This is a genomic window from Parvibaculum sp. (assembly GCF_030651915.1).
In the GTDB taxonomy this organism is placed as follows: domain Bacteria; phylum Pseudomonadota; class Alphaproteobacteria; order Parvibaculales; family Parvibaculaceae; genus Parvibaculum.
The window spans coordinates 619,698-643,734 of the sequence record NZ_JAUSBV010000002.1 but is presented as its reverse complement, the minus strand read 5'-3'; the positions used below and the strand labels follow the sequence as shown (position 1 = coordinate 643,734).

At 66.1% G+C, this 24,037-nt stretch carries 46 protein-coding genes; 5 read left to right on the top strand and 41 right to left on the bottom strand.

The genetic code is table 11. From position 1 onward, the window contains the following. Positions 1-3: 3 nt before the first annotated feature. The 8 genes from Q7V31_RS03755 to Q7V31_RS03720 all read right to left on the bottom strand — a co-directional run bounded on the left by Q7V31_RS03755 (position 4) and on the right by Q7V31_RS03720 (position 4,113). Positions 4-432, bottom strand: coding sequence for a gp436 family protein (locus Q7V31_RS03755; RefSeq protein WP_304732479.1), 429 nt, complete (start codon positions 430-432; stop codon positions 4-6). Then, positions 429-587 carry a hypothetical protein gene (locus Q7V31_RS03750; protein WP_304732478.1) on the bottom strand — a complete coding sequence of 53 codons (159 nt, stop codon included), beginning with the start codon at positions 585-587 and terminating at the stop codon, positions 429-431. Before Q7V31_RS03750 ends, Q7V31_RS03755 begins: the two co-directional genes overlap by 4 nt. Next, positions 584-760 (bottom strand): hypothetical protein, encoded by a 177-nt coding sequence (locus Q7V31_RS03745; protein WP_304732477.1) that lies wholly within the window; start codon positions 758-760, stop codon positions 584-586. The genes Q7V31_RS03750 and Q7V31_RS03745 overlap by 4 nt, the downstream gene beginning before the upstream one ends. Next, positions 757-966: a hypothetical protein gene (locus Q7V31_RS03740; protein WP_304732476.1), complete on the bottom strand. Its 210-nt coding sequence runs from the start codon at positions 964-966 to the stop codon at positions 757-759. Before Q7V31_RS03740 ends, Q7V31_RS03745 begins: the two co-directional genes overlap by 4 nt. Before the next feature lie 227 nt (positions 967-1,193). Further along, positions 1,194-1,508: a hypothetical protein gene (locus Q7V31_RS03735; RefSeq protein ID WP_304732475.1), complete on the bottom strand. Its 315-nt coding sequence runs from the start codon at positions 1,506-1,508 to the stop codon at positions 1,194-1,196. Between the two features lie 10 nt (positions 1,509-1,518). Then, a complete protein-coding gene (locus tag Q7V31_RS03730) occupies positions 1,519-2,466 on the bottom strand; it encodes a major capsid protein (protein WP_304732474.1) in 948 nt (315 codons plus the stop codon). A gap of 39 nt (positions 2,467-2,505) precedes the next feature. Further along, positions 2,506-2,919, bottom strand: coding sequence for a hypothetical protein (locus Q7V31_RS03725; RefSeq protein WP_304732473.1), 414 nt, complete (start codon positions 2,917-2,919; stop codon positions 2,506-2,508). 36 nt (positions 2,920-2,955) lie between these two features. Continuing rightward, a complete protein-coding gene (locus Q7V31_RS03720) occupies positions 2,956-4,113 on the bottom strand; it encodes a hypothetical protein (protein ID WP_304732472.1) in 1,158 nt (385 codons plus the stop codon). 269 nt (positions 4,114-4,382) lie between these two features. Between Q7V31_RS03720 and Q7V31_RS03715 the strand changes: the two genes are divergently transcribed. Further along, positions 4,383-4,703, top strand: a complete 321-nt coding sequence (locus Q7V31_RS03715) for a hypothetical protein (protein ID WP_304732471.1) — start codon at positions 4,383-4,385, stop codon at positions 4,701-4,703. Here the strand turns inward: Q7V31_RS03715 and Q7V31_RS03710 are convergent. The 31 genes from Q7V31_RS03710 to Q7V31_RS03560 form a co-directional block, all read right to left on the bottom strand. Further along, a complete protein-coding gene (locus Q7V31_RS03710; protein WP_304732470.1) occupies positions 4,700-5,413 on the bottom strand; it encodes a phage minor head protein in 714 nt (237 codons plus the stop codon). The genes Q7V31_RS03715 and Q7V31_RS03710 overlap by 4 nt on opposite strands. Positions 5,414-5,417: 4 nt before the next feature. Continuing rightward, positions 5,418-6,908 (bottom strand): DUF935 domain-containing protein, encoded by a 1,491-nt coding sequence (locus tag Q7V31_RS03705; protein WP_304732469.1) that lies wholly within the window; start codon positions 6,906-6,908, stop codon positions 5,418-5,420. After that, on the bottom strand, positions 6,909-8,543 hold the full coding sequence (locus Q7V31_RS03700) for a terminase large subunit domain-containing protein (RefSeq protein WP_304732468.1): 1,635 nt from the start codon (positions 8,541-8,543) through the stop codon (positions 6,909-6,911). Then, positions 8,540-9,130: a phage protein Gp27 family protein gene (locus Q7V31_RS03695; protein WP_304732467.1), complete on the bottom strand. Its 591-nt coding sequence runs from the start codon at positions 9,128-9,130 to the stop codon at positions 8,540-8,542. Before Q7V31_RS03695 ends, Q7V31_RS03700 begins: the two co-directional genes overlap by 4 nt. Further along, positions 9,130-9,429: a hypothetical protein gene (locus Q7V31_RS03690; protein WP_304732466.1), complete on the bottom strand. Its 300-nt coding sequence runs from the start codon at positions 9,427-9,429 to the stop codon at positions 9,130-9,132. Before Q7V31_RS03690 ends, Q7V31_RS03695 begins: the two co-directional genes overlap by 1 nt. Continuing rightward, a complete protein-coding gene (locus Q7V31_RS03685; RefSeq protein ID WP_304732465.1) occupies positions 9,426-9,785 on the bottom strand; it encodes a DUF2730 family protein in 360 nt (119 codons plus the stop codon). Before Q7V31_RS03685 ends, Q7V31_RS03690 begins: the two co-directional genes overlap by 4 nt. After that, positions 9,785-10,066 (bottom strand): hypothetical protein, encoded by a 282-nt coding sequence (locus tag Q7V31_RS03680; protein WP_304732464.1) that lies wholly within the window; start codon positions 10,064-10,066, stop codon positions 9,785-9,787. The genes Q7V31_RS03685 and Q7V31_RS03680 overlap by 1 nt, the downstream gene beginning before the upstream one ends. Next, entirely contained in the window at positions 10,063-10,443 is a 381-nt protein-coding gene (locus Q7V31_RS03675) for a hypothetical protein (protein WP_304732463.1), read from the bottom strand. Before Q7V31_RS03675 ends, Q7V31_RS03680 begins: the two co-directional genes overlap by 4 nt. After that, a complete protein-coding gene (locus Q7V31_RS03670) occupies positions 10,440-10,586 on the bottom strand; it encodes a hypothetical protein (RefSeq protein ID WP_304732462.1) in 147 nt (48 codons plus the stop codon). The genes Q7V31_RS03675 and Q7V31_RS03670 overlap by 4 nt, the downstream gene beginning before the upstream one ends. Further along, positions 10,583-11,164, bottom strand: a complete 582-nt coding sequence (locus Q7V31_RS03665; protein ID WP_304732461.1) for a transglycosylase SLT domain-containing protein — start codon at positions 11,162-11,164, stop codon at positions 10,583-10,585. The genes Q7V31_RS03670 and Q7V31_RS03665 overlap by 4 nt, the downstream gene beginning before the upstream one ends. Next, positions 11,082-11,303 (bottom strand): hypothetical protein, encoded by a 222-nt coding sequence (locus Q7V31_RS03660; RefSeq protein WP_304732460.1) that lies wholly within the window; start codon positions 11,301-11,303, stop codon positions 11,082-11,084. Before Q7V31_RS03660 ends, Q7V31_RS03665 begins: the two co-directional genes overlap by 83 nt. A gap of 117 nt (positions 11,304-11,420) precedes the next feature. Further along, positions 11,421-11,801, bottom strand: a complete 381-nt coding sequence (locus Q7V31_RS03655) for a hypothetical protein (RefSeq protein ID WP_304732459.1) — start codon at positions 11,799-11,801, stop codon at positions 11,421-11,423. Then, positions 11,798-12,085: a hypothetical protein gene (locus tag Q7V31_RS03650; RefSeq protein ID WP_304732458.1), complete on the bottom strand. Its 288-nt coding sequence runs from the start codon at positions 12,083-12,085 to the stop codon at positions 11,798-11,800. The genes Q7V31_RS03655 and Q7V31_RS03650 overlap by 4 nt, the downstream gene beginning before the upstream one ends. Next, a complete protein-coding gene (locus Q7V31_RS03645; RefSeq protein ID WP_304732457.1) occupies positions 12,085-12,270 on the bottom strand; it encodes a hypothetical protein in 186 nt (61 codons plus the stop codon). Before Q7V31_RS03645 ends, Q7V31_RS03650 begins: the two co-directional genes overlap by 1 nt. Continuing rightward, on the bottom strand, positions 12,267-12,707 hold the full coding sequence (locus Q7V31_RS03640; protein WP_304732456.1) for a helix-turn-helix domain-containing protein: 441 nt from the start codon (positions 12,705-12,707) through the stop codon (positions 12,267-12,269). Before Q7V31_RS03640 ends, Q7V31_RS03645 begins: the two co-directional genes overlap by 4 nt. Continuing rightward, on the bottom strand, positions 12,704-12,934 hold the full coding sequence (locus Q7V31_RS03635; protein ID WP_304732455.1) for a hypothetical protein: 231 nt from the start codon (positions 12,932-12,934) through the stop codon (positions 12,704-12,706). The genes Q7V31_RS03640 and Q7V31_RS03635 overlap by 4 nt, the downstream gene beginning before the upstream one ends. Further along, a complete protein-coding gene (locus Q7V31_RS03630) occupies positions 12,931-13,602 on the bottom strand; it encodes a gp16 family protein (protein ID WP_304732454.1) in 672 nt (223 codons plus the stop codon). The genes Q7V31_RS03635 and Q7V31_RS03630 overlap by 4 nt, the downstream gene beginning before the upstream one ends. Beyond that, positions 13,586-13,993, bottom strand: coding sequence for a hypothetical protein (locus tag Q7V31_RS03625; protein WP_304732453.1), 408 nt, complete (start codon positions 13,991-13,993; stop codon positions 13,586-13,588). Before Q7V31_RS03625 ends, Q7V31_RS03630 begins: the two co-directional genes overlap by 17 nt. Further along, positions 13,990-14,301: a hypothetical protein gene (locus Q7V31_RS03620; protein ID WP_304732452.1), complete on the bottom strand. Its 312-nt coding sequence runs from the start codon at positions 14,299-14,301 to the stop codon at positions 13,990-13,992. The genes Q7V31_RS03625 and Q7V31_RS03620 overlap by 4 nt, the downstream gene beginning before the upstream one ends. Next, a complete protein-coding gene (locus tag Q7V31_RS03615; protein WP_304732451.1) occupies positions 14,298-14,711 on the bottom strand; it encodes a hypothetical protein in 414 nt (137 codons plus the stop codon). Before Q7V31_RS03615 ends, Q7V31_RS03620 begins: the two co-directional genes overlap by 4 nt. Continuing rightward, complete coding sequence (locus Q7V31_RS03610) at positions 14,708-15,037, bottom strand: DUF2312 domain-containing protein (RefSeq protein ID WP_304732450.1); 330 nt, start codon at positions 15,035-15,037, stop codon at positions 14,708-14,710. Before Q7V31_RS03610 ends, Q7V31_RS03615 begins: the two co-directional genes overlap by 4 nt. Before the next feature lie 22 nt (positions 15,038-15,059). Next, complete coding sequence (locus Q7V31_RS03605) at positions 15,060-15,212, bottom strand: hypothetical protein (RefSeq protein ID WP_304732449.1); 153 nt, start codon at positions 15,210-15,212, stop codon at positions 15,060-15,062. A gap of 8 nt (positions 15,213-15,220) precedes the next feature. Then, positions 15,221-15,502, bottom strand: coding sequence for a hypothetical protein (locus Q7V31_RS03600; protein WP_304732448.1), 282 nt, complete (start codon positions 15,500-15,502; stop codon positions 15,221-15,223). A 4-nt stretch (positions 15,503-15,506) separates the two neighbouring features. Further along, the gene (locus tag Q7V31_RS03595; RefSeq protein WP_304732447.1) at positions 15,507-16,208 is read right to left on the bottom strand and encodes a DUF3164 family protein; all 702 of its coding nucleotides are present in this window, start codon (positions 16,206-16,208) and stop codon (positions 15,507-15,509) included. Then, positions 16,205-16,438 carry a hypothetical protein gene (locus tag Q7V31_RS03590; protein ID WP_304732446.1) on the bottom strand — a complete coding sequence of 78 codons (234 nt, stop codon included), beginning with the start codon at positions 16,436-16,438 and terminating at the stop codon, positions 16,205-16,207. Before Q7V31_RS03590 ends, Q7V31_RS03595 begins: the two co-directional genes overlap by 4 nt. Further along, positions 16,425-16,763, bottom strand: a complete 339-nt coding sequence (locus Q7V31_RS03585) for a hypothetical protein (protein ID WP_304732445.1) — start codon at positions 16,761-16,763, stop codon at positions 16,425-16,427. Before Q7V31_RS03585 ends, Q7V31_RS03590 begins: the two co-directional genes overlap by 14 nt. After that, positions 16,760-17,023 carry a hypothetical protein gene (locus Q7V31_RS03580; RefSeq protein WP_304732444.1) on the bottom strand — a complete coding sequence of 88 codons (264 nt, stop codon included), beginning with the start codon at positions 17,021-17,023 and terminating at the stop codon, positions 16,760-16,762. Before Q7V31_RS03580 ends, Q7V31_RS03585 begins: the two co-directional genes overlap by 4 nt. After that, complete coding sequence (locus tag Q7V31_RS03575; RefSeq protein ID WP_304732443.1) at positions 17,020-17,388, bottom strand: transcriptional regulator; 369 nt, start codon at positions 17,386-17,388, stop codon at positions 17,020-17,022. The genes Q7V31_RS03580 and Q7V31_RS03575 overlap by 4 nt, the downstream gene beginning before the upstream one ends. Next, positions 17,385-17,987, bottom strand: a complete 603-nt coding sequence (locus tag Q7V31_RS03570; protein ID WP_304732442.1) for a hypothetical protein — start codon at positions 17,985-17,987, stop codon at positions 17,385-17,387. The genes Q7V31_RS03575 and Q7V31_RS03570 overlap by 4 nt, the downstream gene beginning before the upstream one ends. Next, the gene (locus tag Q7V31_RS03565) at positions 17,984-18,730 is read right to left on the bottom strand and encodes an AAA family ATPase (RefSeq protein WP_304732441.1); all 747 of its coding nucleotides are present in this window, start codon (positions 18,728-18,730) and stop codon (positions 17,984-17,986) included. Before Q7V31_RS03565 ends, Q7V31_RS03570 begins: the two co-directional genes overlap by 4 nt. Before the next feature lie 29 nt (positions 18,731-18,759). Continuing rightward, a complete protein-coding gene (locus tag Q7V31_RS03560; RefSeq protein WP_304732440.1) occupies positions 18,760-20,979 on the bottom strand; it encodes a Mu transposase C-terminal domain-containing protein in 2,220 nt (739 codons plus the stop codon). A 135-nt stretch (positions 20,980-21,114) separates the two neighbouring features. Here Q7V31_RS03560 and Q7V31_RS03555 point away from each other — a divergent pair, with 135 nt between their 5' ends. Then, positions 21,115-21,330: a hypothetical protein gene (locus Q7V31_RS03555; protein WP_304732439.1), complete on the top strand. Its 216-nt coding sequence runs from the start codon at positions 21,115-21,117 to the stop codon at positions 21,328-21,330. 60 nt (positions 21,331-21,390) lie between these two features. Here the strand turns inward: Q7V31_RS03555 and Q7V31_RS03550 are convergent, their stop codons facing one another. Next, positions 21,391-21,666 carry a hypothetical protein gene (locus tag Q7V31_RS03550; protein ID WP_304732438.1) on the bottom strand — a complete coding sequence of 92 codons (276 nt, stop codon included), beginning with the start codon at positions 21,664-21,666 and terminating at the stop codon, positions 21,391-21,393. After that, complete coding sequence (locus Q7V31_RS03545; protein ID WP_304732437.1) at positions 21,663-21,941, bottom strand: helix-turn-helix domain-containing protein; 279 nt, start codon at positions 21,939-21,941, stop codon at positions 21,663-21,665. Before Q7V31_RS03545 ends, Q7V31_RS03550 begins: the two co-directional genes overlap by 4 nt. Before the next feature lie 170 nt (positions 21,942-22,111). Here Q7V31_RS03545 and Q7V31_RS03540 point away from each other — a divergent pair, with 170 nt between their 5' ends. The 3 genes from Q7V31_RS03540 (at position 22,112) to Q7V31_RS03530 (ending at position 23,973) form a co-directional block, all read left to right on the top strand. Beyond that, complete coding sequence (locus Q7V31_RS03540; RefSeq protein WP_304732436.1) at positions 22,112-22,762, top strand: helix-turn-helix transcriptional regulator; 651 nt, start codon at positions 22,112-22,114, stop codon at positions 22,760-22,762. Between the two features lie 10 nt (positions 22,763-22,772). Beyond that, positions 22,773-23,090, top strand: coding sequence for a hypothetical protein (locus tag Q7V31_RS03535; RefSeq protein WP_304732435.1), 318 nt, complete (start codon positions 22,773-22,775; stop codon positions 23,088-23,090). A 541-nt stretch (positions 23,091-23,631) separates the two neighbouring features. Next, on the top strand, positions 23,632-23,973 hold the full coding sequence (locus Q7V31_RS03530; protein ID WP_304732434.1) for a PilZ domain-containing protein: 342 nt from the start codon (positions 23,632-23,634) through the stop codon (positions 23,971-23,973). The last annotated feature ends 64 nt before the right edge of the window (positions 23,974-24,037 follow it).

Genomic DNA, 24,037 nt, shown 5'->3' with positions numbered 1-24,037 from the left:
GCTTCAGAACCCCTTCAGCGTCTCTGTTGTGAACACCGGATCGCCCGCCTGGACGCGCGGCCCCTGCGAGGGCGAAGGCAGGTCGGCCGCGGCGTCGTCGTCGCCGAGCGAGGCCTTGCCGCTGGCGATGTCGCGCAGCGTCCGCAGCGCCGCCTCGTATTGCTTTTCGACCTGCGCCGGCGCGTGCTCGACATGCAGGTGGTAGCGCGCCATCGGGGCGGCGAGGTTCTCGATCAGCAGCGGCACCGGCGAAAGCGGCAGCGAATAGCGGCGGGTCAGATAGGCATTGATCTCGGCATCGGTGGCCGCGATCGCCTCGGCGACAATGGCTTCGTCGATCTCACCCGATGCCGGCACTGCGCGGTCGGTGAGCAGCACCAGCTCGCGCGCGCCGAACTTCGAGATGAGCTTTTCGAGCGTCACGTAGCTCACCGCGCACCCCCCAAAAAAACGAGCGCGGCGCCGGCGACAAGAATAACCACGCCCATCGCGCGGGCGCGGTAGCTCGGATCGCGCGACGGATCGGCGAAGACGAAGCCGCCGAGAAAACAGAGGAGGCCGCCCATGATGTAGAAGAAGGCGGTCATGGCCACCCCGCCGCGAACAGCGCGAGGCCGACAACGAGGAGCGCGAAGGCAACCGCGAACTCCTTCAGGCTCGCGCCTTCAAAATCGTCGGACCAGATGATGTAGAGCATCAGCCCGCCGGCGCCGGCCATCGCCAGGCCGATGCATCCGAGGATGTAGAAGAGCGCGCTCATGCGGCGGCTCCTGGAACCGCGACCTTCGCGCGCACGGCGGCGTCCTTCGCTTCGAGCAGCTTCCGCAGCGCGACCGATCGCTCCGCGTTCGGAGGAAGTGTGCCGACGATCGTCTCCGCGAGGGCGGCGAACGGCTTGCTGACCTCCTGCAGATGCGGAGGCAGATGGGCCCAGTCAAAAAACTGCATGATCGGGTTCGTGCTCACCTGGTCGCTCCTTCCGTTGGTGGGGCCGCTCTCCAGAAGGCCGGGGGGATCGCAACACAATGAACCCGACCAGGGAGAGGAGAGCGGCCCCGTGAATTTCGTGCCGCTGTTTTCGATACCCTCCCTTGCGGGCTTGCCGGCATCGTTGGGGCTTCGGAGCTGCACTCCGGTATGGTGGCCGGACTCACTCGCTCGCGGCTCTCCCCGCGTCAATTCCGCAGACGGCGCTACTTCTTCGCGCCGTCCTTGTTCTTGGCTCCGGCGGCCGCTGCGGCTTTCGCCTTGGCGTCGGCTTCCGCCTTTGCGGCGGCCGCCTCCGCTTCGGCTTTTGCCTTGGCCTCTGCCTCCGCCTTTGCCTTGGCGTCGGCATCGGCCGTGTCGCCGACAGGCTCGCGGCTGACCGCACCGGACTTTGCGAGCTGCGCGTGCTGCGCCGCGGTCAGCTCGATCTCGTCGCCCGCGACGTAGCGATCGCCGTCGTGGCGAATGCGCGTCAGCACCTCATAGGTCGCGGTCTCGGTGTTGGCTTTCTTCTTCGCCATCGGGTTTCCCTTAGCCGCCGAGCACGTCGGAGATCAGGTAGCCGGCATCCGAGCCGACGAACTCGGCGCTGCGTTCGTCGGTGATGCCGTTGATCCATGATTTGCTGTCGGCGTCCCAGCGCTCGACTTCGGCGAAGGGATGCCCTTCGAGCGTGTAGGTGTAGCCGAAGCTCGGCACCTGCACGTCCTGCCGCTCGCCCTCGGGCACATAGGCGAGGATCGCGAAGTTGCCCCAGACATCCGTGAAGTCGTCGTCGTCGTCGTTGCTGTCGGCAAAGACCCCATCGGCGACCACGACCTTCGAGACGCCGAAATAGCGCGCCAGAAGTTCCGCGGTGACGTTGTCCGAAGAGGTGTACTTGAGCTTTTCCAGCAACGCCGGGTGGTCGTCGAGCGCATTGAAGACGGGCTTCGGCAGGATCAGCTTGTTCGGCTCGCGGCCGATGCGCTTGCGCACCGCCTCCTTGCCTTCCTTGATGACGTCCTTGGGTTTGCTGTCGGCGTGGTCCCACTGGTCCGATCCCGACAGCGTGTCCTTGTTGTCGTCGCCGTAGTTCGCCTCATTGGTCGCGAGCTCGGCCGCCTGGATTTCGGCGTCGAGCTGCATCACATCCATGACAAGACGCGCGGCGCCCTGTTTCAGGTTGATGCCGGGACCGGCCTCGGCCTCGCCGACATGCTCGCGCGGCACCACCGCGTCGAGCGCGTGCTGGTAAAGCTTCGCCGGATCGCTCTCGTAGCCATAGGTGATGCGCTTGGTGGCGGTGCCGGGCGAGCGCCGCGTCTGGTACCGGCGGAAGCTTTCCTTGCCGAAGCGGATCGTCTTGAAGCCGCGCACGGGCACATAGGCGCGGGGAAAAAGTTCCTCGGCGATCAGCCCGGCCTGCCGGTAGCCGCGCGTGAACTGCGAGAGGACCGGGTCGACGACGCGGGCGGTGGAGTTCGTGAGAGGGGCCATGGTTCAGCTTTCCTGTTTGCGGGGTGGAGCGCGCGGCCGTCAGCGCAGCTTGACTTCGACGAGTTCTCCGGCGCCGCCCGAGGCGTAGAGCGCGTCGGCAAAAACGAATTGAGGCATGTCGGAGCCGGTAAGGATCGCGGCGCCGTTTGCGGCCGTCGATGTCACGGGCGTGGCGCCGGCCGCGACGGCGAGAGCACCGGCTCCGGCAATCGCGCGGCCCGCGCTGTCAACGATCAGACTGGCGCCGGCAGCGAACTCGCCGCCGGTCTCGATGATCGTCGTACCGGCGGTCACGGCGTCGCTGTCTTCGCCCGTCGCTACGGCGCGCTGCGAGACGCCCATGATCTTTTGGCCGGCGACGGTCGCCTGCGCGCCGCCATAGCCGACGCCACGATAAGCCGCGACGGCGCCGGCGGCTTTGAAAGTCAGGGCTTGAAGGGGAGCTGATTGCATGTTGCTTGCTTTCTGCGCGAGGGGTTGCGGGTGGCTTTACCGGCCGCCAACGGCGGCGACGGCCGCCATGTAGTCGGTGCCGGCGTGCTTTGCCTGGTAGTCGAGCGCCTTGCGGTGCAGCGCCGCGCCCTCCGGGTCCACGGTCGTGCCGGGAGGCGCGGCGAAGGCGAGCGTGCGGGCGTCGTCGTCGCCTTCCGGTGCGCTGCGCTCGCCGAATTCGATGACCTTCCCCGACTGCTTCAGCAGGTCGAGGAAGAATTCGTGCGGCGTCTTCTTCTGGACGCCGTCGCCCTCGCCGAATTCGAGCGGCGTGCCGGCGTCGAGCCCCTCCATGAAGTCGAGCAGCGGCGCGACGATGCCGGGCGCCAGCTTGCCCTCCACGCTCAGCGCGTCGAGCGCCGCCTTGTCGGTGGCGCGGCGCGCCTGCTTCTGCTGCTCGGCGAAAGCGAGCCGGTCGGCATCGAGCTTCGCCTGGTCGGCGGCGATCTTGGCCGCGCTCGCTTCCTGTTCCTGTGTCTTGGGGTTCACGGCGGGCTCCTCGTTTGGTTTCAGGTTGGTCTCGGAAAAGGCGGGGCTTTCGGTCTTGCGCGCACGTTCCTGCAGCGCGCCGGCATGGCGATGAACTTCCTCGATGTCGTATTTCGGGATCGCCTTGTCGGCCGCTTCCTCGCCGCGCTCGACGACGATGAATTCGCGCATCGCCTGCAGCGCCCGGCCGATCGTCCCGAACACCCAGGACGTGCGCCACGCGTCGTCCTCGGCGAATTCGAAATTCAGAACCTCGGCGTCGTCGTCGCCGAACGAAATCGGCTTCAGGCCCTTGACGCCCGGCGCGGTCGCGCCGAGCACGCCGACATGCCGCAGCGCGAGCTGGCCGGGTGTCGGGTTCGAGGGATGGTCCGCCGGATAGAAGCTCGCCGAGACTTTCTTGAAACGGCCGGCTTCGACGATCTCGGCAAAGGCGGGGTCGACCTGGTCGAGTTCGGCGACCAGCGCCCCGTCGCGGAATTCGAGCCCCTTGACCCAGCCCCAGGCGGGGCCGTCGTCCCTCGGGTGGCCGATGACGACCGGCGCCTCGTGGCGGGCCGGGTCGTAGGCAGCCGCGATCGCCTTCACCACCTCCTCGGAAAAGGCAATGGGCTTCCCGCTCATCGGGGTATGGGTGCCGGGCTTGAAGATTTCGAAGGGCTTCACTTGGCAATTCCGCAGCGCTCGTGAATGATGGCCCGACCTTGCCCCCGATCCCCCCGGCCGATACATCCCGACAGATGTCGGGTTCAGTGCCCGATCCCGATATTTTGGGGTTACGGCCGCCCGACACACACTGACTGGTAGGAGGGCATGGTTAACGGGGCCTGAGCGGCGATATGGGCGTTGAAAAACGCGTTGCAGGATTTTCCGGCGGGCATGGGCCCAAATCCGGCCCTCGCGCACACACGGGCAAATCAGAGGCTTTTCGGAAAATGGCGGCCAGAAGGCGGATGCAGGCACGCGACGAGGCCGAGCGGGAGGTGCCCTTCAGGGCCACGGTCGGCCAGCCGAAGGGCGGCTTCGGACAGTCGCTGAACCTCATGCTCGACTGGTGCGCCGGCGCCTTCGGGCAGGTCACGCTGCCGGTCGCCGCGTCGCGCTGGCAGAGCTACCCGGCGCCGCCCGCCAGGGACCGGACGGTCGAGACCGGCTGGCGCTTCTATTTCCGGAGCCGCGAGGACCGCGACCGCTTCATGGCGGAGGGTGTGCCGGCGGGACTGGCGGCGATGGCCGAAGACCGGCCGGGAAACTAGCGGCCGAAAATATCCTTCGGCATCGTGTCGGGGTCGCCGGGGTTCCAGGCAAAGCCCGGATCGATGCCGAAGGGCACCTTGACGGTGGCGGGCCCGTCCGGCGTGTTGACGCGCCGCTCGACCATCTTCACCTCCGGCGCCGACTTCGACACCGAAAACCCGTAGCGCGCGAGATCGCGCGCCGACAGCGACTGCACCTTGCAGCGACAGCCCCAGCCGTTGGGCGTCATGTGCGTCTTCCAGAAGGGATCGTCGACCGGCAGGATGATGCCGTGCCAGGCGGCGTGTTCGTGCCGGCTGTCTTCCTGCGTCAGGTTCGGGTCCATATGGACATAACGCAGGTAAGGCCGCTGCGCCTTGAGACGCTGCGCCTGCTGGAACCGTCCGGCCGAATAGGCGCTGTTGACGTTGGTCTCGAAGATGACGCGCGAGCGCCAGCCCCGGCCGCCCTTGTATGACCAGCCATGCCGTTCGACGATCGCGTCGAAGTCCTTGCGGAAATCCGCCAGCGTGCGGCCTTCGGCGATCGCGCGCGTCACCGCCGCGTGAAAGTCGCCGACCAGCGCCTCCTGCATCGCGCCGGCGACCATGAACGAGAGCGCATGCGCGTCCTGCCAGACATCCGTCCAGGCGCGCGTGCCGACCAGAAGCTTGCGCCTCAGATAGTCGATCGCTTCGGCGAAGTGGACGGGCTTTGCCGCGACGGCCATCGGCTCACCGGTCCTCTTCGAGGTCGTCGCGGCCGGTGAGGTTTGAAAGCGCGATCCCCTCGCGCATCAGGCTCGCGAAGCCGTCGACATTCGGATTGAGCTTGCGCAGGCCCGTCTGAAACTCGGCGAAGCTCGCGCTGTCGTAGAGCAGCTTGCGGATGCTGCCGACGATTTCGGTTTGCATCGGCGCGGCGATCTCTTCGAGCTGCGCGACGAGATCGTCGACGGCGTCGGGCGGCGTCTCGGCAAAGCTCGGCCCGGCCGGCGCGGGCGGCGTCGGGTTGCCGGGCAGACCCGGCAGCACCGCCCGCTGCACGCGCTCGTAATTCTCGCCATAGACCTCCTTGATGCGCTGCTCGCTCGGCGCCCAGCCGATCTGCGTCAGCTTGACGTCGCGTTCGGCCGCCGACGACAGATCCTCCTGCTGCTCGAGCTTGCGGTAGACGACGGGCAGCCGCGCGCCGGGGAAGTTCCATTCGGTCTGCCAGCGCACCGGGCCGCGATTGAAGCCGCCGCAGATGATGTCGGCGTCGGATTTGACGATTTCCTCGCGCACCTCCATATGCGCTTCCGCCGCGCCGGAGCCGATGCCGCTCGCCTTGGCGTCCGTCGTCATCGTCTGCGACAGGATCACCTTGGCGATGGCGCCGTCCATCCGATCGTAGAGCTTGTCGAAATCGACAGAGCCGGCGCGCGTCGCCTCGACCAGTTCGATCAGCATTCCCTCGGGAATAATCATGCCGCTGTCCGATCGCATCGCGGCGACGGCGCCGAGCAGCTTGTCCTGGTCCTCCTTCGACGCTTGCTGCGGATATTTGCCGACCGCTGTGGGCGCACCGTATTTGTCGAGATAGGTGGCCCAGAATTTGATCGCGTTTTTCTTGAACCAGACCGGCCAGTAGCAATAGTGCCCGAGCCCGCGGCCGTAAGGATCGTCGTCATTGTCGGCCCCGGCGGCATAGGTCCAGAACTTGCGGGGCGGCATCAGCTCGCCATCCTGCGAATTGGACTGCGTCAGCAACCGCAGGCTGCCATCTACGCCGAAGCGGAAGCGCGCGGCGCGGCGGACCTTGACGGCGTCGAGCGTCCAGTACCGGCCGTCGCGCGCATAGAGGCATTCGCCTACCGCATAGCCGTTGAAGAGGCCCTGCGCCATCTTCTCGGTCGCGCCGTCGAAATCGATATTGTCGAGCTGCTCCTTGATGAAGCCGGCAGCCATCTGGTCGGCCTTGTCCTTGCCGCCGGCGACGACGCCCCATTCGGCCGAGACGATGGCGCGCTTCCTCTGCTGAAAACAACTCTGCACCTGGTCGTCGCGCAGCAGCTCCTCATAGAGACGGATGTCGCCGCCGCGGCCGGCGAGGATCGGATCGGTGTTCTGCCGCAGCGTGCCGAAAAAGCCGATCGTGATGTCGCGGCCGTCGCGCGAGCTCGCGATCTCGCCAAGCTCCGGCTTCGCCGCCGGCGCGTCCTGCGTCTTGTCGTTGTCGGCCATCTAGAACCTCTCCATGCTGCCGAGATTGCCGGGCAACGTGCCGAAGCCGCGATCGCTCGGCCGCGTCTCGCCGCGCTCGCCAAAGCCGCGATCGGCGGCGCGGCCGTCGCCGGTCGAATGGAACTCCTGCTTCACCGTCTTCTGCAGTGAGGCGTACCAGGCGAGCGCGGCTGCGATGGCGCTGTCGCCATGCCGCTTGTAGCCGTCGGCGCCTTCCTCCTTGTAGTCGTCGGGCACCTTGGCGATGCCGTTATTGACCTGGATGGCCTGAAGATCGGCCAGCACGTCGGCGTCGCGCGGCACGACGATCGTGCCGTCCTCGAAGGCCGAGCGAAACGGCTCCATGTTCATCCGGTACCACTCCTGGCTGAACTTGATCTCGTGAATGACCGAACCGAATTTTTCCCGCGTCGCTTCGGCGATCTGGGCACCGAGGCCGCCGGCGTCGATCGCGCCGCAAAGCAACAGCGGCAGGCGGCCAATGACATACCAGAGCACCTGCTGCTGTACACCGAAGGGCGCGTCGCGCAGTTCGATCATGAACGGCGTGCGCCGCGTGAGGCCGCTGTCGATCGTGAATGGCCAGATCGCCGTGCCGTCGATCGTGCGGCCAATATCGGTGCCGAAAGCGTGGCGCAGGTTGCGCGGCAGCGCATCGAGCAGCGGCTTCAGGTTTTCCTCGCACCACCGCGCCACCTCGACCCGGCGGCGCTCCGGTTCGAGCTCGGCGATCTCCGTCGGCACGTGCCAGCGAATGATGGGGATGCCGTCCTCCATGCGGCTTTCGATCAGCACGCGCGACAGGAACGAGCCCTCGCCCTCGGCCGGTACGCAATCGAGCTCCTGCTTGCGCGCCGCGTGACGCTTGCCGTAGGAGCGGATGATCTTGTTGTGCCACTCCGCTTTCCCCTCAGCCGTCGGCGTCGTACCTTTGACGAGGCAGACGCGCTCGTAAAGCCCGTTCTCGACGGCTTTGCTGAAGGGGATGAAATGCAGCGAGTAGTCGTACTCGCCGGCCTTCGTCGCCTTGATGAGCTGGTTGAAGGCATTCTTGTTGCCGTTATGCGTCGAGATGATGCGGATTTTGCCGCCCCAGATCAGCAGCGCATTGACGGCATCGAGCACGTTGCGCACGTCCTTGTGAAACGCCGCTTCGTCAATGACGACGATACCCTGAAGGCCGCGAATGTTTTCCGGCCGCGACGACAGCGCCTCGATACGGAAACCCGAGGCGAAGCGTATGCGATAGGCGGCGATCTCGCGCGTCTTGCCGTCCTCGAGCTGGTCGAGGAACATGAACTCCTCGATCGCGACGATCTCCTTGGCGACGATCCGCGCGAAATGCGCGCAGTAGCCGATGAACTCGCGGCCCTTGTCCTTCGTGTCGCCGATGTAGAAAACGTTGTCGCCGCCTTCGCTGCGCTTGGTCGCGGCGATCAGCGTGTCGTCGAGCGCCTCCGCGAAGGTGATGCCGGTGCGCCGGCCTTTCTCGCCGAGCTTCAGATCCGATGTATCTTCCAGCCACTCGCGCTGGTGTTTCATCAGGATGCCATCGGCCAGCGGGTCGAGATCGTCGGGTATCTCCGATCCGCGCGGCAGTTCCTCCGACAGCAGCAGTTCGGCGAGTTCGCTCATTCCTGCACCTGGGCGCGCACGCCGAGCACCTTGCGGCGCAGGTCGGCCGCCGTCTCTTTCGACAGCCCGTGCTCGGCCGCCGCTTTCTCGACCGCGTCGGCCGCCTGCGAGATGAACTTGTCTCGCTTCAGCGCGGCCGTTGCGATGTTGGTCCCGCGCGCGCGTTCGAGCCTCTGCAGAGCCAGCGCCGCGTCGCCGAGCATCTTGAAGCTCTCCGACGCCCCGTCCATTTCGACGTCGGAGACGGCGGCATAGACCAGCGTCTTGATCGTCTCGCCGAGCAACAGCCCGATGTCGCCTTCCGGTTCCTCGTCGAGGCGTTCGGCGAACAACGCCGCGGCGTCGCGGACCTGCATCATCGCGCCCCAGTGGCGCGCCAGCCGCAACGAATAGCGGTTGAAGGCCGAAGCGGAGACGGGCGCCGCGCCTTTCGACAACAGCCGCCGGTTGAACTCCTCGCGTATATCCTGCTGCGGGCGCTTGCGCGCCTTCAGCTCCTCGATCGCCCAGTCGACATCCTCCCGCGTCTCGTCGGGAAGCTGGTCGATGAAGGAGAGCCGGCCGCGGCCCCGCTTGAGGCTGGACATCAGGCGCCTCCGAGACTGGGCTTTGCAATTCCGTCGATCGGTGTGCGGCGCTCAAGATGATCCACGCCCCGCGGCGCCAGCGTGGCGATGAGATAGCCACTGGCTTCCCGCAACGTCACGGCGTCAACCGCTTCGAGCCAGCGCAGTTGCGACTTGACCGCGTCGCGGCTGACATTGTGACCGAACGTATCGAGCGCGCGCTGGATGAGCACTTCGTTCAATGTGCCGTTGAGCTGGCCCGCCAGCGACTTCAGGATCACCAGACGCCGGTCCTGTTCGAGAAAGGCATTGAAGCTCATTGTTTTTCCCTTCTCAAATAGTCGTCGATCCGCGACACCTGTGCGCCGACCGCGTTGAGTGTCGCCTCCATCGCGGCCACTTTCTGGCCGACGCCGTTGATGCTTTCGTAAACATCGCCGAGATGTTCCTTGTTCGGCAGGTGCTCGACATCCGCTTCGACTTTGGTGATGCGGTCACGCTGCTCGCCGATATCCTTCCGCCGGCGCTCGTCGCGATCGGCGAAAAGCTTTTCGAGCGCCTGTATCTCGGCACGTTGCGCGCGGTTCTGGTTCGAGTACCAGGTGAAGACGATCGAGCTGATTGCCAGCACAAGATTGATCGTCGCCACCGCCGCAATGACCCAGCCCGGTTCCATCACTCCCCCGTCCCCAAAACCATCTCGCCTGCTTTCTTCAGCTTTGCCGCGCAGTCCTCGCGCGAGAACCAAAGCCCCGCCAGCCAGTCGGCATGTTCGAGCCCGTCGAAATAGTCGGCCGGCGCCGGCGGCGCATCGCGACACACGAAAGCCGATGCCGGAATATCGATGCCGGTCTCGACCAGGCGCACCGGCCCCATGACCTCGCGCGCCGGCGAAACGCAGCCCGCCTGAAGTACCGCTGCAGCGCCGATGAACAGCCATGTGCAAAGCCGCGTCACGGGGCCGCCCCCCGCGTCGCGTAGAGCGCCCTGACCGTGTCGGCCACGACCCTCGGCACCGGCCCGTTATCTTCCGGCGGCGCACGCCGGATCGCCGCCGCGATCTCGCGCTCCTGGGCGGCGCGCAGCTGCAGCTCGCGCTCGATCTCGCCCATCAGCCGCGCGATCTCGCTTTGCCGCGCGATCGCGGCAAGTGCGGCGGTCGCCGTTTCGACGCTGACCTTGACCGCCGCATCGCGCGCGCCTTCGGCCGCCGTCTTCTCGCCCGTCAGGCGTTCGATGCGTTCCGCATTGATCTTGAACGCGGCGATGGCGCCGCCGGTCGCGCCGGCTGCGAGCAGGAAAATCGCGGCGAAGATGATGGCGGTCGCTTTCATGACGCGACACACCCCGGCAGTTCGCCGTGAACCAGATAGGCGTATGTTGCCGCCACCAGCACCGCCGTCGAGCACGCCGCGAAGACGGTAATCAAAACGCCGAGGGAAGCGAACACGTAGTCGCCAAAATCCCAATGCCTCACCGCTCCCCCCTTTCGGCCATGCGCCCGCGCCAATGCTCGATGAGGCGTACATAGTCGAGCGTCTCCTTCGAGTGGCGGCCGGTGACCTGCACAAGGCAGGGCGCGATGTCGGGCCAATGCCGCGCGCCGCCGCAGGCGCGCTGCGCTTTCACGATGTTGCCGAGGCCGGCGTTGTAGCTTGCCTGGGCGAGCCGGTGCCGGTCGATCTCGGGGCGTTCCGCATGCCACTGCCGCCTGAGTGTCGCCATGTAGTAGGCGCCGGCATCGATCGCGAATTTGGCTTCATGCGGCGAGACGCCGCGCGGGATACCGAGGCGGCGCGTCACGTCCGACCATGTGCCGGGCATGAACTGCGCGACGCCGGCGGCGCCGACCGGCGACACCGCGGCCGGGTCGAGCCGCGACTCCTGCCACAGCTGCGCCTTCCAGAAGAGCGGATCGGGAAAATCGCCCCACCACTTCTTGACCGCGCGCTCGATCGCCGCGTCGTAGCGATCAGGAAACGAAGGCTGCGCCGAGGAGGAAAACGGCAAGAAGGCGAAGGCCGTGATAGACAGCCAGAGCCAGAGGGTTCTCATTGAGTTTCTCCCAAACGTCGCGCTTGAACCTGATGCCGAGCGTCCAGTCGAACCAGCGCAGCAATGTCGTCGCGACGAGGAGCGTCGCCACGAAATAGGCGAGGCTCCAGAGGAAGCTGATGATCGCGAAATCGGTCATGAGATGCGCTCTTCCGGGTGCTCTTGTCGGCGCAGCGGTGTTGCCGCACTGTCTGGCCCGACCTTGGCGTCAATCCCGAAATTCATACATCCCGACAAGTGTCGGGGTGGACGGCGGCTAGAAGAGCTCGCCCTGACGCGCGTTGCGCTTGCGCCGCGACACGCGCTCAACCGTGCGCGTGTGGACGCCCGCGGCCTGCGCGGCCTTCGCCTGGCTCTCGCCCTTGTCGAGCAGCTCGCCGACGATGCGCCGGCGCGCCGCGGGGCCGGCGACATCGCCCATCGGCACCAGCACCGGCGCGCCGCCGCCAAGCGCCTCGAACACTTTCCGCGCCTTCGTCTCGCCCATCAGCTCGACCAGGCGATGCGTCGGCCGGAATTCCTTCGGCAGATAGAACCGCCGCCCGCCCCATTCCTTGGCGACCAGCCGCGCCGCGCCATCGCCGGCAACGGCGGCGATGGTGGCGAGGATGCCGGGAAGGGCGGGCGCGTCTGTCATGGGCGCGGCACCTCCCATGTGCGGGGCATTTCTCCGGCCGGCATCGCAGCGGCATCGTTCCAGATCGCGTGATAGGTGTCGCTCGGGCCGAACGGATTGGCCGGCAGCGGCTTGTCGAGCGCGGCGTACCATTTCACCGTCTCGAAAATGGCGATCATCATGTCGGCGGGGCCGCATCCGAAATCGCTCCGCAGAACATGATTGAGCTCGCCCGCCAGGATCGGGCCGAGCCCGCCGCGCGACATCAGCAGCCGCACCAGCGGCAGGTAGTGCTGCGCTTCCACTACGCGCCTCCCGCCTGCAGCTTGCGGAGCGTCGCAAGCACCGCCTGCATCCGCGCCATGTGATATTCGAGCGTAGACTTCTCGCGCGGCTTCGAGGCGGCGATCCGCTCATAGACGCGCTTCCGCAATTCGATCTCGCGTTCGACTTCCTCGATCTGTTGCGCGATTGAAAAGCCCTGCGTCATGCCGCGCCTCTGAAGAGTTCGATGCGTCCGGCGACCTCGCGACATAGCCGGTCGCGCCAATGCGCCTCCTCGTGGCGCCATGCGCCAACGCTCTGGCAGGCGTGGATCACGGTCGTATGGTCGCGCTCCCACCGCCGCCCGATCTGCGGCAGCGACAGATCGGTGTGCTGGCGCGCCAGCCACATCGCCAGCATCCGCGGCCGGGAGAAACGGCGGGCGCGGCATTGCGGGAGAAGCATCGCGAAGGAAAGTCCGCAGTCCCGCTCGATCGCATGGTCGATCTCGAGAAGCACCGCGCGGTTGCGCGGCGTCGGCGGCTTGAAGGTGGGCGCTTGCTGCGGACGAAATATCTGGTCGAGCCCGCGCAGCCCCTGCCGCAACAAGGTCCGCCGCGCGCCGCGCAGGGCGGTGGTCGCAAACTCCTCAACATCGGTCATCTGTGCCTCCGCATGTGAACGGTGAAGCTGTTGGTCCGGCCCTCGACGCGCTGCGTCCAGCAGAACTGCAGCGACAGCGAACCGTCGCGGCATATGTGTGCTCGCGCGCGGTCCTTCCGCGTCCAGCCCTCGGAGACCAGACGCGCGTCGTGCTCGCGCAGGAAGTCGGTCGCGGCGATCAACGGCGCCGCATCGACCGATTTGAACGTGCCGCGCCGCGCGGTCACAGCGCGCCCTCCTCGGCCATCGCGGCGCGCAGACGGCAGCCCATGACGGCCGCCAGGCTGTCCGCCTCCGTCGCGCCCAGGCGGTTGGCGGGCGGATCGCCGAGCTCCATGGCGAAGTCCTCGCGATGGGCGTCGAAGCGGCCGAGCTTGCGCCAGATCGCGCGGCAGAGTTCGCGCTTCGCTTCTAGGCCGGGCTCCGCGTCGTCATCGGCAATTTCCGGCACGTCGAAGCCCTCGCGCGCGCACCAGCTCTTGAGCGCCTCGATTACCCTGAAGGCCTGCTGCGGCCCGAGCCATGCGAGATGCGCGATGCCTGTCTGTCGCTCGACGAAAGCGTCGAGTGCCTTGTCGCTGGCGTCGCGCAGCACGCCGAGATGCCAGAGGTCGAGCCACAGCGCGGTGGCAAAGGCTTTCTGGCCGACGCGCGCGCGGGGCGACGTGCCCCTCTCGATCGACACAACTTTCGTCGACCGCTTCACCTTGAAGCCCTGCCGCTTCAGGGCCGCCAGCGCCTTGTCGAGCTCACCTGTGGTCATCGCGCCGCAAGAGCGCTTGCCCGTCTCGCGTTCCAGCAGGTCGCGATACGCGTCTTCGTTCAACCCGCGATCGCGCTTGGCGACATGGACCAGCCGGATCAGCCGGTTGCGATGGTCAGTCTGCGGTTGCATTCCACGCCTCCATGACGACGAGCGCCGCGCGAAGTGCGACGAGCACGGTGTCGCCGGTGCATTCGACGTCCTTCCAATCGGTCCAACCCGCGCAGCAGATGACCTTGGCGTAGGGCGGACCTTCCGGGTTGTCGCAGCAGATGGTGATGGTTGCGCCTTCCTCTTCGCGCAGCTTCTCGATCAGCTTCCACTCGGAAGGAGCATCGTCGGCGCCGTCGTCGATTGTGACCGTGACTTCGACAACCCTGAAGCCGAAGCTCGTCAGGTTGGCCCACATGCGATTGTCGGTCGCGGCCGAGAGGATCGCTTCGCTCTCGGTTGTCCGCAGCGTATGGAGCAGGCGTAAGCCGCTCGGCGCTTCGATGATGTAGAACTGCCGAAACTTCGTCATTGAACATCCTCCCTGTCGAGGCAGCCCGAGCAGAGATCTTTCTCGATCCAGTAGCAGGGCCCCTCATCCGTCATGCAGGCGTTGTTCTGCGTGCAGCCGCAGACGCGACAGCGCCGCGCGGCCAATGCCGCGCCGGTCAGCGACGCAAGAAAGTCCGTCGTCGCCGCCTTGTAGGCGCCGCCGAGCGCCTCGTCGGCGATCTGCGCGGCGTGCACGCGAAAGGCGAGGTGGCTCATATCGGGGTCCTCATAGGCTGCGAGGATTTTCCGAAGTGCCGCCACCGCAGCGGTGTCTTCCCGGTCGCTCACGCCGCGTCCTCCTTCTTTGCCGAAAGGGTCAGCCGCGCCGTGCGCAGCGCCGAGCGCGCCAGCAGCGTCAGGGCGTCGAGCGCGATGCCCGGCTGCTGGCGTGCGCCCTCCTCGGATTTCTGGTTGAACAGCGGCACGAGATCGCGCGGCGGCACGCCGAGCGCGGCGCAGGCGGCAAGGGCGTGCGCGAACATCTGCGCGGCGGCAGCCCGGTCGGATTGCGGGGCGTCTTCATGGGCGCTGCAATGGCCCTTCAGCAGCATGTCGGCTGCCCGCTTCCATGCGGCCATGAAGTTGGCGCGGGCATCGCCCTTCAGCGTCTCGCGCATGGGGAGTGTCAGCCAGAGGAGATCGTCGAGCGCGCCGGCGAGCTCGGATTTGGTGGCGGGCGAATTGACGGGCTCGCTCATGACGCGCCGCCTTTTCCGGCCTCGCCTGCGCCCGCACGCGTAGCATTTTTCGTGCCAGCCTTCTTGTTGGTCGCCCGCGCGCCGCCGCGAAGCGCGTCTTCGTAGAGCTCGACCAGCGCGTCGCGCTCCTGCACTTCGGCGGGCTCCATCTGCCGGCGGCTCAGCACGATCCGCATGATCTTGACGTCGAAGCCCTGGCCTTTCGCTTCGGCGTAGACTTGCGACTTGTCGTTGTTGAGCGCGTCGATTTCCTCGTTGAGCCGTTCGATGCGCTCGAAGAAGCCGCGAAGCTGCGCATGCGCCATGTTGTCCTGCTTGTGCGCCATCAGGCGGCTCCCTTCTTGTTGCTCATAACCCCGTGCTCCTCTGGACCTCGATCCGTAGCGCCTGCTGGCGCGCCGCCTCGGCCGCCTCGTGCTTGCCCTGCTGTTCGAGCCGCCGCGCCATTTCCTCCCACCGCCTTGCATCGCGGCGGCGGGCGTGTGCGGATTGACGTTTCACGGCGAGCTTCATGCCAGCACCACGGTCGCGTTCTTCCGGCCCGGCGGCTGGTCGTTGACGATCCAGTTGACGAAGTCCTCGACCGCTTCGAGCGCCTCTTCCGCCGTCTCGGCTTCCGGTACGCCGGGCACGAAGAGACTTTGATTGTCGGAGCGGCTGAGCCGGGCCCGCGCTTGGACCCGCTGCGTGTGTTCGCGACACGAAGGGAAGAGCGGGATCGCCCCGGCCGGAACCTTGCGGCCGCGCTCGATCAGCCCCGACCGCCGGACGAAATAGAACGTCGTTGCCATCGCCTCACGCCTCCGCCTTCGCCGGCAGCTTCGCCTTGGCGAGGTCGATCGACAGATGCTCGAACTGATCCTCAGGCGAGGCGCGCCGATAGAAGCGGATATATTGCTTCGAGCCGACGACGCGGATCGCGTCGTTGATGGCGTCGACGGCGCGGCGCCAGCGCGGATCGTCGATGTCGAGCTGGCGCAGCCGGAACAGCGCCTCGCGATTGACCTGGCCTTCCTTCTGCGGCTCGAAAGCATGATCGACCAGCGCGCGGATATGATCGTTCGATCCGGCCGACCACTCGACGATGCACGCGTCGATCAGTTGCTTGGCGACCTGGAGCTCCGCGCCGAACACGATCTGGTCGGCGATCGCGACCTTGACCTGCAGACAGCCGTCATAGCTGGTGAAGGTCATGTTGCCCTTGGCGCTGCCGCCTTCGACGACGCCGTATTCCTGCTTCAGCAGGTCGATGAAGCTGTTGATGTCGTCGAAGCAATGCGCACGGAAGCGCGCAATCTGCGCATTGAGCGCGTCGGCATGGAACACGAGCTTTCGCACCATGTGGTCGCGGAGCTGGTCTTGCGCCTTGACGAGCGAGAGCGGCGTCAGCCTTCCCTTCGCATCCGTCATATGCGGCTCGCCGTTCACCAGCTTGACGCCATGCATCGCGGAATGGTCGCCGGCGACGGCGTTTTCGTCTTCGAAGTCGTTGCTCATCGTCCGAGGTTCCTTCTGTTGGCCGGCATCGCGATGCCGTTCGATAGGGTGAATTTCCGCTCAAGCGCGCGGCGCTCTTCGGCGGCGGCGCGGCGCTCTTCGCGCGCCTCGATGCGCCGCCCGCGCCACGCCCACCAGCTCTCGCGAAACCGCATGACGCCGGCGCCGAAACGCGCCCGGATGTCCGCGCCGCGGCACAGGTCCGCGAATACCTTTTCAATCCTTTGCATCCGCCACCTCCTCCATGTAGCCAAGGTCCTGCAGCCGCACGGCGAGCAGGGCGAGGCTGGTTTCGGTTTCGCTTTTGACGATCTGCCGCGCCAGCGGCTTCGCTGCGCCGAGCGCGTCGACCAGGTGAACCAGCCGCGCGGCCTCGGTGAGCGCGCCGTTGAAGCCGATGATCGCTTCCGCCATCGCGCGGACTTCGCGGGTCGAGACCATCGTCTGCTTGCGCGGGCCGGCGCCGGGATGAAGCACCGCAGTCGCGAGCTCGATGATGTCGACCTTCGGCAAACCGTCATCGGCAAGCGGGATGGGCTGCGGCTTCGGGCTCATGCTGCATCTCCTCCATTGTCCGATCGGGCCAGGCGCGGCTTCATGCGCTCGTGCGCGCGGATGAACACCAGCCTCTCGTCCTCGCTTTGATCAGTGAGCCGGAAAGCGGCCGGCACCGGCATGCGCTCGAACCGGTCGACGCGCTCGGCGATTTCCTCCAGCCGCTCGACGAAGAGCTGCATCGTCTTTGCCGGCACCGGCTTCCCGTCCGAATAGGCGCGCATCGACGCCATGACGCTGCGAAGATCGTTCGCGATCATTTGCCATCTCCCAGGCGTGAGTTGGGGCACCCGCCACGGCAGGCCTGATAGAGGCGGGGGCGCTGCGGGTTTTCGAAGGTGAGCTTCTTGCCCTGCTCGGCGACACAGCGCTGGCGCCCGATCTCGCCGAGCACGGGGCAGATCACGGTGGCGGCGAGATAGGTGCCGCGCACGCGGTCGGCGAATTTTTCGACGTCGCCTTCATAGGTGTTGCCGATGACGCGGCTGACCACGGTCGACGACACCTGCAGCTTCTTGCCGACCCTGTTCTGGCTCGACTTCGCGCATTCCTCGACCAGAACGTCGAGCCAGTCAGTCAGAGGTGCGCCCCATGCCTTCTCGGCCTTGATGCGATGCGGGTTCATGACCGCACCTCGCCGAATGAAATCTCTTCGCGCGTGTTGGCGTCATAGACCGAGCGCGGCCGCACGATCGGCGGCAGCAATCCGCTGTCATTCAGGAGCAGCCATTGCTTGTAGCCATTGGACTCGGGCGCCGTGCCCTGGGCGCGTTCCCCGAGCTCGCGCAGATAGCCGGCGCGGGCGAGCGCCCACACATAGGCCTGGACATTCGCATAGGGGTTCTTTTCGCTGCCGTTGCAGGCGTTCTCCAGCAGCTCCGCGAGGGTGAAGCGCCGCTTCATCCGCATCGACAGCCAGACGCGGTGCCGCAGCGTGTCCTTCAGCGGCGCGCGCTGGCCGGTTAGCGGGCCTTGCGGCCCCATCCGATAGCCTTCTGCGTGCGCGCGTCGCCCCTCGGGCGTTGCCTCGTAGCAGCCCCGGTCGGCGCGGCGCACATACTTCGCCGTGATGAGGCGGCTGACCGCCGTCGTGATGTCCTTGCGCTCGACATCGAGTGCGGCGTCGAGATCGTCGAGCGTCAGGCAGACGCGGCCCGCCGCCAGCGCCGCCAGAACTTTCGATTGCGCGCCGGGCGCTTGTTTGCGCGGCTTGAGCTTTCTCATTTGCGCCGCCCCGTCCCGCTTGGCTGGCCGTCGCTGGTCAGCAGCTCGACCGGCACATCCGCAAGCGCGATTGACGCGCGGCCGGCCTTGCGCGCGACCCGCTCGGCATTGGCGATCGCCTTCTTGACGTCGCGCAGGCAGCCTTGCGTGCGGCGTGTGATCTCGGCGACGAGGTCGTTCTCGAAGGCCAGCGGCTCGTTCTTTGCGCTTTCCGCCAGCGCGTCGCACATCTTCCGAACGTCGGCTTCGGTGGCCGGGCCGAACTCGGTGACGTCGGAAAGGCGTGAAAAGATCTGCGGGTAGCGGCGCAGCCGCGCGCTGAGCCCGGAATGGCCGCCGATGATGATCGGCGTCAGCGTCATGTCTGAAATGTCGCGCAGCGTCTCGATCAGGCGAATGTCGTGCATCGCGTGCTGCACTTCATCGACAAGGACTTTCTGTCCGGTGCCGGCCAGCGCACCGAGGATGGTATGAAACATATCGCTGTTCTTGCCATGCGGCTGGTGGCCGACCGCGAGCGTCAACTCCTGATACATCGAGCGGAGCGTCCACGAGCTCTTCGCCCGCAGATAGACATGCCGCCCCTGCGTCGCATGCCATTCGAGCGTTGCGGTCTTGCCGTAGCCGGGCTCGCCCTGGCAAAGCTGCCAGCAGGCTTCCGGCGCGCCGCTCTCCTGGACGCGTTTTACGCCCGTGAGAAAGCGCGAGACGTTCTTGGTGTCGATCAGAAATTCATGCCGCATGTACTGTCTCCCTCAGTCGCGGTTGGCCTCTACGCGGTCGCGTTCCTCTCCGCCTGCAGGCGTATCTGGATGACCTCGTCGTTTTCGAGCGCGTGATAGTTCTCGCGCTGGATGTCGTTGAGCTCGTTGAAGTTCTCGCGCGCCCACTGGAACCAGAGCCAGTCGTCGGAAAGCCGCGCGGCATGCGCCTCGCGCTCGGGCATCCGCAGCACCAGAGCCTCGTGCGTTTCGGCCCCCGGCTCGGCACCGCCGGCGCGTGCCGGCATATGTGGCATCGGATTGTCGAGAGCGCGCGCGGCGTCGCCGGCGGCATCGAGCGCGGGCGTCGTGTAGGTGGTCCCGCGATGCGGCAGCATGACGACCTTGTCGGCGCGCGCGGCGGCGACGATCTCGTCGGCGATCCGGTGTGGTTTGTGTTCGCGTTCGAGGTCCTTGAGATAGGCGCGCGTGGCTTTCCGGTCCTCGCGCTGCACAAGCTTGGCGGCGCGCGCGACTTCTTCGCGGCTGATGCCGGTGCGCTCAGGCGCTTCGGCGACGCAAATGAAATTGTTGTCGAGGTCGTAGACGATGATGCGGCCCATGTCCGTGGGATCGAGCCGCACGATGACGCGCGCACCGACATGCGCGCCAAGCTCCGGCGCGATGAAAATCGTGTTCTCGGCCCGAATGCCCTTCTTGCCGACCGTCCGGCCGCCATCTGCGTCCGGCGCCTCGGCGAGCAGCACGTCGAGCGCGCGCTCGTCCTCGATGCGCGCGACTTCGCCGCTCCACGATGCGGCCTTCAGCATCGGCGATGTCTTGAGTTCGGAATGCGGCCGGCGGTGATAGACGTGCTCGATCCACTCGTCGATCTTCGCCTGAAGGTCGGCGGCCGTCAGTTCGACCGCGATAATGTTGTCGCTCTCACCGAGGCGATCGGAAAAGGCGCGGCGCGCCTCGATCCCCTTGCGGTCGGCGACATTGTGGCCGACGAAGCCCGGCAAGAGCGAGATGAAGTCGTGCTGCAGCGTGTGGAAGAAGCGTTCGACATGCGGCTTGCCCTCCGGTGTGAAGGGCGCGCATGGCTTGTGCTCGATCATCAGCGAGCCGAGCGCATAACCCACATGCGCTGATATGAAATCCTTGCCGTTGTCGGTTTTGATCTTCCTCGGCACGCCCCAGTCGAGAATGGAACGGCGGCATAGAGCGAGCGTTGCCGTCGATTTCGGCACTTCGCTGACCAGCACCTTGGCGCGTCGCGGCCAGACGTCGAGGGCGGCGATCAGGTGGTAGCGCCGCTTGCCCTTCTCGGCCTCGGGATCGAGACACATGATGTCGGCAGGCGACGCGTCGAGTTCCCAAACTTCGTTCGGCGCGCTCAGCGCTTCGGAGAGCGAGCCGAAGGCGACGAGATGCTTGTTCTTCCAGGCATCCGGATTGCGCGCCATCAGGAAGGCTTCGGCATAGGTCTCGCGCGCGGTCGCCATGAAGCGCTGCACGGTGCGCTTCGGTATCGCGCGGCCGAAGCGTGCGCCGATCGACTGGACGAGCTGGCCGGCGTTGAGATGCGGCCGCATCGCCATCATGGCGATGCAGAAATCCCGAAGCTGCACATCGCCTTCGATCTGCCCTTTGCCTTTCCGCGTGCCGTACTTCCCGGCGAGCCGCGCCGCGCCTTCGCGCGCGAGCTGCGCCTGCCACCGCGCGAGCGACGTGACAGAAAGCTTTCCGACCTCCGCTTTCACCCACCCTTCAATGGGTATTGCACCGGCGTTGAAGAGGCCGCTGAAAGCCGAGCGCGCACAGACCGCCGAGAGCCCGCCCTCTTCGCGGAAGGTCGCGAGTTGATTGACGATGACGAGCCGGGCGGCGGCGCGCGTCGAAGCTCGGCCGCGTGGCGCGAGGCTTCGCGAACCGTCTCTCCCGTCCGCACCCGTGGCGCGAGCGCGGCGGTGGGGTACATCGCCTTGGGACGGGAGAGCGTCGGGCCCGGCCGGCGTGGGCGGCTGGCCCGCTGAAACTGTGTGCCCTTCGGCCGGGGAGGAACGGTCGGCCGGTGGCGTTCTGGTGATGGCGCGCAGCGCGAGCTCGATCCGCGCCGCTTCCGGCAATGAGGTGAGGTGGTATTCCCGCCCGCCGCCGCGCCCCTCGCGCGGCCGCGACTGCCAGCCTTCGCGCGTGGCCTGCAGTTGAACCCCGCGTTCGGTGCCGGCGATTGCCGGCAAGCCCAATCCGGCCAGCTCCTGCGCGCTGAACCACAAGCACTTCATGCGCGCACCTCTCGCACGAAGACACGCGGCCGGGCGCGGGCTGTGAAACGCCCGGCCGCGCCTTCTCCTATACTCAGCCTGCAACACCTGAGTCGGAGAAGAGAGATGCATGAAGGACGGATAGACCTGTATGCAATGCAAGGCGAAATCACAGCGTTGCGCGACGCGCTCGTCGCCTGCATGGCGGTGATGGATGCGGCAAGCCCCGGCCTCGCGGAGCGCATGGCACATATGATCGAGTTGCGGCTCACCGATCTTCCCCCTCAGTTCGAGAAGGTCCGCTACGCGGAAACAACGAGATCGCTCGCTGCCGCGCTTCGGTCGCTGCGCGGCGGCCGAGCGCCTCTTTGACGAGCTCGCGGTAGTAGGTGTGCTGCGCCTCGTTCAGATTGTCGGGTGCTGCCCCCCTGTTCATGCGGCGGCCCCTTGCTGGTCGAGAACCAGCCAGAAGCGGTTGACTGCCGAGCGCGACGGCACGCGAGCGGCGCCGAAACGCTCCGCGATCGCGGCGCGCGCCTCATCGAGTGTCATCTGTCGATGCGTCGCGGCGAGAAACCCGCGCACTTCGAGATCGCCCCAGAAGTTGGGCGCGCGGCGACGCGGCCCGTGCGACGGCCATGTCAACCCGAGCGCACGCTTGCGAAGCTGCGCATCGGTCCCGAACATGACGGCTTGCGGCGCGCTCATGCGGCGGCCCATCGCACCTGGTGCAGGCGCCGCCCCGACGCGTCATAACGTTCGGGAAAGAGATCTCGAGGGGTCAGGTCGATCGCGGTGGCTATCGCCCGCTCGGCCTCGGCGCTGGCTTGGAACATGGCCTGCCGGGCCCAGTTCCGGCTTTTCCCGTGCGACTTTGAAAGGGCGGAGAACGACTCGCCCCTCAGCTTCAATTGTCCTAAAACCCAGATCGCGCGCTCGCGCGGGTCGGTGGGTATATCGATTTCTCGAACGGTTGTGTTCATAAGTTTGAACATATCCAAATTTTTCGACTACTGACAATCGAAAAATCTGTACATTAACCACATTTCACACAAGTTATTGATAAGGCTAGTCAAATCGGCTAGCGAATTGGGTTCTGTTGTGCGATTGGTTGCGTCAGTAAGGACCTATATCGTGGGAAGAACCCCCGCCCGTGAGCATCACCGAGCGCTTAGCTGCCATGCGCAAGCACTTCGGCCTTTCTCAGCGTGCGATGGCGCATCGAGTTGGCGTCTCACCGAACACCTGGAATGGCTACGAAACGAGGGGCGAGGCGCCGAATTCAGGGGTTCTCTCCAAGCTCGCGCTCGAGGGGATCAACATCAATTGGTTGCTGACCGGCGGCGGGGAGATGCTATCCGACGCACCCCCGTCAACCGCCGGGCCGGACGACTTGGTTTACATTCCGCGCTACGACGCAATCGTGGCGGCCGGCGCCGGCTATTTTCCGACCGATCACCCGACGGCTTTGCCGGTGGCCTTCAGCCGGGCATGGCTCCATCGCGAGCTTCGCACCGGCCCGGCAAACCTCTTTCTGATCGAGGCGCGCGGCGACAGCATGGCGCCGGTGATCGAGGACGGCGATATCCTTCTGGTCGACACCGGCGAGCCGAAATTCCGCGGCGACGGCGTCTACATTTTCTCGGCCGGCAATTTGCTTCTCGTGAAACAATTGCGGATGCGCGTCAATGGCGATGTCGAGGTGCTCGACGCGGCGGGAACCGTGCTGCAGTCGCTGCGCCGTGCCGACCTGGACTCGCTTTTCATCATCGGCCGGGTAGTCTGGAAGGCCGGCCGCACCTGAGGAGGAAGGCATGAAAATGCATATCGGCGCGCTGGCGGTTTTGGCGACGCTGTTGACCCCGGCGGGTGTCGCCGCAGGGACACTGAATGGCACCCACTTCGCCTGCCTGACAAAGCCGGCGCTGGACGAAATTCATGAGGCGGGGCGCAAGCGGGATACGCGGCAGGGCCAGGCGCTGCTCGACAATCTGAGTTGTGTCGTGCTCAAGCCGGGCCAGGAGTTCTCGGTAATCGAGCGGGGCCTCTTCACGTCCAAGATCAGGGTCTATGCCGGCGGCGGCTCGGTGCCGCTATACGTCTCCAGCAAGGTCTTGGACGACGTCAGGTAGCCCACAACTTCGCCTGTTTCCGCTTCGGAGTTCCGACGCCTCGGCCGCTCGGGAATAGCTGTTTTCCGCCGTTTCAAACTCCGAACGCCGTTTCGGAGTTCGCGCCTTTCCGACCGATTTCCTCGGCGGCGCTTTTTGTAGTTAAGTCATTGATGCACTTGGGGATCGACCCGATTTCCATCTGGCGCGCGATGCCCAATCTATGTGGCGCGCCGGGCCGTTTCACGAGAAACCATCTGGCGCGCCCAAATTCCCCCGGCAACGCCTAAGACCCGCCAGATATTACACAAAATTGGATAATCCCGGTATTCGTCAGCACACCAATCTATGTGGCGCAGCACACAACCGAAAGACGAAGACCGGAGACCGATGCAATCCGCCGCCGGCGCGTGACGCAGGCGCCATGCGGCGGCGGAACAACCGACCGCAAGCTTTTTCCCGAAGCGCTGGCCGCTGTCATCCGCTCGTCGCGGAACTGCCAGTTGCCAACGCAACCGCGCGCGCCCACAATGCCCGAAGTCACGGCGACCCGGCGAACCCGATGTCCTTTTTCTCGCGATTGCTCGATCATCTGCGCGGCGGCACGGACGGGCCCGAGATGCGCCTTTCAGCGCGCATGGACGCGCCGCTGCTGATCATCGAGCTCGGCGGCTACGGACACCGGACGCGCGACTGGTCGGCCGGCGGCGCCTGCATCGAAGGCTTTGCGGGCGAGGTGGAAGTTGGCGGCATATTGAGCGGCCATTTGCACTGGGCCGGCGACAAGCGCCGCCTGGCCTTCACCGCCGAAGTGATGCGCCGCGAAGGCAACGGCGTGCTGGCGCTGCGCTGGCTCGATCTGCCGCTGGCGATCCAGCAGGAAATGGAAGCGATCATCGGCTGAGCCGGTCCCGTTTCTTTTGTGCGCCCTTGCGTCAGTTGCGCGCGCACACGGCCTGTATAGGCTT